Genomic DNA, 5,542 nt, shown 5'->3' on the forward strand with positions numbered 1-5,542 from the left:
CCGCAGGGCAGTGGTGATCAGGCTCGCTATAAACGCATTCTACTCAAGCTTAGCGGCGAGGCCCTGATGGGCTCGGAAGAGTTCGGGATCGATCCGAAAGTTCTGGATCGCATGGCGCTGGAAGTGGGCCAATTGGTCGGCATCGGTGTGCAGGTCGGTCTGGTGATCGGCGGCGGCAACCTGTTCCGTGGTGCAGCGCTGAGCGCGGCAGGCATGGATCGGGTCACCGGTGACCACATGGGCATGCTGGCCACTGTGATGAACGCCCTGGCCATGCGCGACGCGCTGGAACGTGCCAATATCTCGGCTATCGTGATGTCGGCCATTTCCATGGTTGGCGTGACCGATCACTACGATCGCCGCAAGGCCATGCGCCACCTGAACGCGAAGGAAGTCGTGATTTTCGCGGCCGGTACCGGCAATCCGTTCTTCACCACGGATTCGGCAGCCTGCCTGCGTGCAATCGAAATCGATGCCGATGTCGTGCTCAAGGCGACCAAGGTCGATGGCGTCTACACCGCTGACCCATTCAAAGACCCGCATGCCGAGAAGTTCGATCATCTGACTTACGATGAAGTACTGGATCGCAAGCTGGGCGTGATGGATCTGACTGCAATCTGCCTGTGCCGCGACCACAAGATGCCGTTGCGCGTATTTAACATGAACAAGCCCGGCGCCCTGCTGAACATCGTGCATGGCGGCGCTGAAGGGACCCTGATCGAGGAAGGCCAACAATGATCAACGAAATCAAGAAAGACGCTCAAGAGCGCATGCAGAAATCTCTGGACTCTCTGAACCATGCATTTGGTCAGATTCGTACCGGCAAGGCTCACCCAAGCATTCTGGGTAGCGTGATGGTGCCGTACTACGGTGCAGACACTTCCATCACTCAAGTGGCCAACATCACGGTAAAAGACTCCCGGACCCTTCAGGTCGTGGCGTTTGAGCGCAATATGCTCGCGGCAGTCGACAAAGCGATCCAAAGTGCCGGTTTGAACCTCAACCCGACCAACCTGGGCGAGTTGCTGCTGATCTCCATGCCTGCCCTGACTGAAGAAACCCGCAAGGGCTTCACCAAGCAGGCGCGTAGCGCAGCTGAAGATGCCCGTGTTGCCGTGCGCAATATTCGTCGTGATGCACTTGGCGATCTGAAGAAGCTGGTCAAGGACAAGGAAATCAGCGAAGACGAAGAGCGTCGTGCCGCTGCTGATATCCAGAAGCTGACCGACAAGGCTGAGGCCGATATCGACGCAGCGACCAAGCAAAAAGAAGCGGACCTGATGGCCGTATAAGGGTCGCGTTTTCATGGAAAAGACCAAGCAGACTGCGCCGTCCGCGGTGCCGCGCCATGTCGCGATCATCATGGATGGTAACAATCGCTGGGCGAAAAAACGCTTTATGCCGGGTGTCGCCGGGCATAAAGCGGGCGTGGATGCAGTTCGTGCGGTGATTGAGGTGTGCGCCGAGGCCAAGGTCGAGGTGCTGACCCTGTTCGCCTTCTCCAGTGAAAACTGGCAGCGCCCGGCCGATGAGGTCAGCGCCTTGATGGACCTGTTCTTCAAGGCGTTGCGTCGCGAGGCCAAGCGCCTCAACGACAACAACATCAGCCTGCGCATCATTGGTGACCGTTCGCGTTTTCACCCCGAGCTTCAAGCAGCGATGCGTGAAGCCGAGGCGATTACCGCCGGCGCCAATCGCTTTATCCTGCAGATCGCCGCCAATTACGGCGGTCAGTGGGATATCGCGCAAGCTGCGCAGCGTCTGGCGCGGGAAGTCCAGGCCGGGCATCTGCGCCCGGAAGACATCACCCCGGAACTGTTGCAAACCTGTCTGGTGACCGGCGACCTGCCGTTGCCGGACTTGTGCATTCGTACCGGCGGTGAACACCGCATCAGCAATTTCCTGCTCTGGCAGCTGGCTTACACCGAGCTGTACTTCTCCGACCTGTTCTGGCCGGACTTCAAACACGACGCCATGCGCACCGCGCTGGCCGATTTCGCTTCTCGTCAGCGCCGCTTCGGTAAAACGAGCGAGCAGGTCGAGTCTGGAGCCCGGGTTTAATGCTTAAACAACGAATCATCACCGCACTGATCCTGCTGCCGATTGCCTTGTGCGGGTTTTTCCTGCTCGAAGGCTCCGGCTTTGCGCTGTTCATCGGGTTGGTCGTGACCCTGGGCGCATGGGAATGGGCTCGCCTGGCGGGTTTCACTGCCCAGCCGATTCGCGTGGCCTACGCCGCGGTGGTCGCACTGATGCTGTTTGTCATGCACATCCTTCCCGGGCTCGCGCCTTGGGTGTTGGGCGCCTCTGTGCTCTGGTGGGGCGTGGCGACGTACCTGGTGTTGACCTATCCGCGCTCCAGCGAACACTGGTCCAGTGCCGCCTGCAAACTGGTGATCGGCCTGCTGATCCTGTTGCCGGCTTGGCAAGGCCTGGTCCAGATCAAGCAAGAGCCGTTGGGCAACTGGCTGATCATGGCGGTCATGGTGCTGGTCTGGGGTGCCGACATCGGTGCTTACTTTTCCGGTCGCAAGTTCGGCAAGCGCAAGCTGGCGCCGCAGGTCAGTCCTGGCAAGAGCTGGGAAGGCGTCTATGGTGGCCTGGCGCTGAGCCTGGTGATCACGCTGGTGGTCGGCCTGGTCCGCGACTGGACGGTGGCGGAACTGCTTAAAGGTTTGGTCGGCGCTGCATTGATCGTGTTCATTTCGGTGGTGGGCGACCTCACTGAAAGCATGTTCAAGCGTCAGTCCGGGATCAAGGATAGCAGTAATCTGCTGCCGGGTCACGGCGGCGTGCTGGATCGCATCGACAGCCTGACGGCCGCGATTCCGGTCTTCGCGGTACTGTTGTGGATGGCAGCACCGTGAGCCGTCCACAGCAGATTACCGTTCTGGGGGCGACAGGCTCGATTGGCCTGAGCACCCTGGATGTCATTGCTCGTCATCCCGAGCGTTATCAAGTATTTGCGTTGAGCGGTTTTACTCGGTTGAGTGAACTGCTGGCCCTGTGTGTCCGGCATGCGCCGCGCTTTGCGGTCGTGCCTGAAGCCGCGGCTGCCCGTGTTTTGCAGGACGACTTGCGTGCTGCGGGCCTGTCGACTCAAGTGCTGGTGGGGGAGGAGGGGCTGTGTCAGGTCGCTGCCGACCCTGAAGTCGATGCGGTCATGGCGGCCATCGTCGGTGCGGCGGGCTTGCGTCCGACCCTGGCGGCGGTCGAGGCCGGCAAGAAGATCCTGCTGGCCAACAAAGAAGCGCTGGTGATGTCTGGCGCGTTGTTCATGCAGGCCGTGCGCAAAAGCGGTTCGGTGCTGCTGCCGATCGACAGCGAGCACAATGCGATTTTCCAGTGCATGCCCAATGATTTTGCCCGTGGTCTGGGTGCGGTCGGCGTGCGTCGGATTTTACTGACAGCCTCTGGTGGCCCTTTCCGGCAGACGCCGATGGCGGAATTGGCGCATGTTACCCCCGATCAGGCGTGTGCTCACCCGAACTGGTCCATGGGGCGCAAGATCTCGGTCGACTCGGCCAGCATGATGAACAAAGGGCTTGAGCTGATCGAAGCCTGCTGGTTGTTCGACGCCAAGCCTTCCCAGGTCGAAGTGGTGATTCACCCGCAGAGCGTTATCCACTCGCTGGTGGACTACATCGACGGTTCGGTGCTGGCGCAGCTGGGTAATCCGGACATGCGCACGCCGATTGCCAACGCTTTGGCCTGGCCGGAGCGCATCGACTCGGGGGTTGCGCCGCTGGATTTGTTTGCCATTGCGCGTCTGGATTTCCAGGCGCCCGATGAAGAGCGTTTCCCGTGCCTGCGCCTCGCGCGCCAGGCGGCAGAGGCTGGCAACAGCGCGCCGGCCATGCTCAACGCAGCAAATGAAGTGGCGGTCGCGGCCTTTCTCGACGGACGGGTTCGTTACCCGGAAATCGCGAGTATCATCGAGGAAGTCTTGAATCTTGAGCCTGTGGTTGCGGTGAATGATCTCGAGGCGGTGTTCACCGCAGACGCGAAGGCGCGTGTGCTGGCTGAACAGTGGTTGAGTCGTCACGGGCAATAAGTGCTGCAGTACGTTGGCCCAATGCAGCACTGGATAGGATTGCGGAGAAAGTAGATGAGCGCGCTCTATATGATTGTCGGCACCCTGGTAGCCCTGGGCGTGCTGGTCACCTTCCACGAATTCGGCCATTTCTGGGTCGCACGTCGCTGTGGGGTCAAAGTGCTGCGTTTCTCCGTGGGCTTTGGCATGCCATTGCTGCGCTGGCACGACAAGCAAGGCACCGAGTTCGTGCTGGCTGCCATTCCGCTGGGTGGCTACGTGAAGATGCTCGACGAGCGCGAAGGCGAAGTGCCGGCTGATCAGCTCGATCAATCCTTCAACCGCAAATCCGTCCGCCAGCGCATCGCCATCGTTGCCGCGGGCCCGATCGCCAACTTTTTGCTGGCCATGGTGTTTTTCTGGGTGCTGGCCATGCTCGGCAGTGAACAGATACGCCCAGTCATCGGCGCCGTCGAGTCAGGCAGCATCGCGGCCAAGGCCGGTTTGAGCGCAAATCAGGAAATCGTTGCCATCGACGGCGAGCCGACGTCCGGGTGGGCTGCGGTGAACCTGCAACTGGTCCGTCGCCTGGGCGAGAGCGGTACCCTGCAATTGTTGGTGCGGGAACAGGGCTCGACCGCTGATTCACCTCGCGAGCTGGCGCTGGATCACTGGCTTAAAGGTGCCGATGAGCCGGACCCGATTCGCTCGCTGGGCATTCGTCCGTGGCGTCCGGCGTTGCCGCCGATCCTGGCAGAACTTGATTCGAAAGGGCCGGCGCAAGCCGCAGGCCTGAAGACCGGTGATCGGCTGCTGGCCCTTGATGGCAAGGCGCTGGATGACTGGCAGCAAGTCGTCGATACCGTGCGTATGCATCCGGATACCAAAATCATGCTGCGCGTCGAGCGCGATGGTGCTCAAATCGACGTCCCTGTGACACTGGCGGCTCGTGGTGGCAGCAAAGCACCTACGGGTTACCTGGGTGCCGGGGTGAAAGCAGTCGATTGGCCACCAGAGATGATTCGCGAGGTCAGTTACGGTCCTGTAGCCGCGATTGGGGAGGGTGCCCGACGCACCTGGACCATGAGTGTACTGACCCTCGATTCGCTCAAGAAAATGTTGTTCGGCGAGCTCTCGGTAAAAAACTTGAGTGGACCGATAACCATTGCTAAAGTGGCGGGCGCTTCTGCCCAGTCGGGTGTCGCTGATTTCCTGAATTTCCTTGCTTATCTGAGTATTAGCTTGGGCGTTCTGAATTTGTTGCCCATTCCAGTACTGGATGGGGGGCATTTGTTGTTTTATCTGATCGAGTGGGTGCGTGGTCGCCCCTTGTCAGATCGGGTGCAGGGTTGGGGGATACAGATCGGTATCAGTTTGGTGGTCGGGGTGATGTTGCTTGCTCTGGTCAATGATCTGGGTCGACTGTAACGCTTCGCTGAATTGCGAATCTGCCGCATTTTGCGGCAGTTTGTTTATTGCCAGTTGGAATAAGAAAGGACTTCATGTAAC

General features: G+C 59.8%; 6 protein-coding genes. All 6 read left to right on the forward strand.

Annotated elements, in window-relative coordinates:
• On the forward strand, positions 1-738 hold a 738-nt coding region (pyrH, locus tag ACIQY3_RS33690; protein ID WP_403028867.1), incomplete at its 5' end, for a UMP kinase.
• A complete protein-coding gene (gene frr / locus ACIQY3_RS33695) occupies positions 735-1,292 on the forward strand; it encodes a ribosome recycling factor (RefSeq protein ID WP_131059158.1) in 558 nt (185 codons plus the stop codon). The genes pyrH and frr, both read left to right, overlap by 4 nt.
• Before the next feature lie 13 nt (positions 1,293-1,305).
• The gene (gene uppS, locus ACIQY3_RS33700; RefSeq protein ID WP_054047192.1) at positions 1,306-2,061 is read left to right on the forward strand and encodes a polyprenyl diphosphate synthase; all 756 of its coding nucleotides are present in this window, start codon (positions 1,306-1,308) and stop codon (positions 2,059-2,061) included.
• Positions 2,061-2,867: a phosphatidate cytidylyltransferase gene (locus ACIQY3_RS33705; protein ID WP_403028871.1), complete on the forward strand. Its 807-nt coding sequence runs from the start codon at positions 2,061-2,063 to the stop codon at positions 2,865-2,867. Before uppS ends, ACIQY3_RS33705 begins: the two co-directional genes overlap by 1 nt.
• The gene (ispC, locus tag ACIQY3_RS33710) at positions 2,864-4,054 is read left to right on the forward strand and encodes a 1-deoxy-D-xylulose-5-phosphate reductoisomerase (RefSeq protein WP_403028874.1); all 1,191 of its coding nucleotides are present in this window, start codon (positions 2,864-2,866) and stop codon (positions 4,052-4,054) included. Before ACIQY3_RS33705 ends, ispC begins: the two co-directional genes overlap by 4 nt.
• Before the next feature lie 54 nt (positions 4,055-4,108).
• Entirely contained in the window at positions 4,109-5,461 is a 1,353-nt protein-coding gene (rseP, locus tag ACIQY3_RS33715; protein WP_403028876.1) for a sigma E protease regulator RseP, read from the forward strand.
• Positions 5,462-5,542 lie beyond the last annotated feature (81 nt).

Origin of the sequence: Pseudomonas sp. NPDC096950, assembly GCF_044762525.1 — a bacterium.
In the GTDB taxonomy this organism is placed as follows: Bacteria; Pseudomonadota; Gammaproteobacteria; order Pseudomonadales; family Pseudomonadaceae; genus Aquipseudomonas.

Coding starts and splice junctions, on each gene's coding strand:
- frr (WP_131059158.1), top strand. CDS start 735: ATGATCAACGAAATCAAGAAAGACGCTCAAGAGCGCATGCAGAAATCT.
- ACIQY3_RS33705 (WP_403028871.1), top strand. CDS start 2,061: ATGCTTAAACAACGAATCATCACCGCACTGATCCTGCTGCCGATTGCC.
- rseP (WP_403028876.1), top strand. CDS start 4,109: ATGAGCGCGCTCTATATGATTGTCGGCACCCTGGTAGCCCTGGGCGTG.
- uppS (WP_054047192.1), top strand. CDS start 1,306: ATGGAAAAGACCAAGCAGACTGCGCCGTCCGCGGTGCCGCGCCATGTC.